General features: G+C 34.6%; 1 protein-coding gene. It reads right to left on the bottom strand.

The features are described 5' to 3' along the window. The coding region (locus tag ACFIO5_RS10965; protein ID WP_375705420.1) for a tetrahydrofolate dehydrogenase/cyclohydrolase catalytic domain-containing protein at positions 1-440 on the bottom strand (440 nt) is incomplete at its 3' end. Between the last annotated feature and the right edge of the window lie 442 nt (positions 441-882).

Here is an 882-nt window from a genome sequence, read left to right as displayed (position 1 = left end):
GCACCAGCTGGTGTGCAGGGAATGATAGCATCTTCAAGTGCATTTGCTGCGAGTTTTCCTATATTGATATAATGAAAACCATCAACATCTTTTTGGAAAGCGATGGCTTGTGTTATGCGGTTTGTATTAATATGATCAGGGAGGGGAAGTTGTACCAAAATACCGTGGATTTGGGGATCGGAATTTAATGTTGCGATGAGGTGAAGGAGTTCTTTTTCCTGTGTTTCTTTTGAAATCATATGCTTGATTGAAAAAAAACCACATTCTTCGGCTTTTTTGCTTTTTGACGTGACATATACCTGACTTGCTGGGTCGTTTCCAACAATGATGACAGCGATACCAGGTTGTATCTTATAGTTGTTGCGCAATTTAGTTGTTTCAGCCTTAACTTTCATAATAATTTTTTCAGCGAGCTTTTTTCCGTCAATAATATTGTTCATAGGAACGATCCTTTCATGAGGCCTATTTGTTTTGTTTGTAAAGCATTTGCTGACGATACAATAGAGCTTTGTAGCAGTATTAATCTGGGAATGCTAAGGATGGTTTGAGAATGTTATATATTTTTTGGTTTTCGAGAGATTTTAGAATAATTGCTTTGTTAAGCAGCAGCAACATTGCCGTTTCAATAAACTTTGGATAAGAACAAGAATAATACAATTATTAAATAAGTATGACGGATTTTAAGATTATAAGAACTTTTTTAACGATAATTAAGATGTGCTTTTAATCTGTTATAGGGGCAAAAGTATAGAGGAAGATTGTGCGCGCCAGAATAATAAAATTTTTGAGCGGAATTTTTATTACAATTGTTGTTTTATTTGAAGTTGGTATTCTCATTTTACCTTATCTTGTGTCGACAGATACGATTCGTATTCGTTTAGC

The organism is Bartonella sp. AA86SXKL (assembly GCF_042196885.1).
The sequence above is the reverse complement of the archived record's forward strand: the minus strand, read 5'-3'. Positions and strand labels throughout refer to the sequence as shown.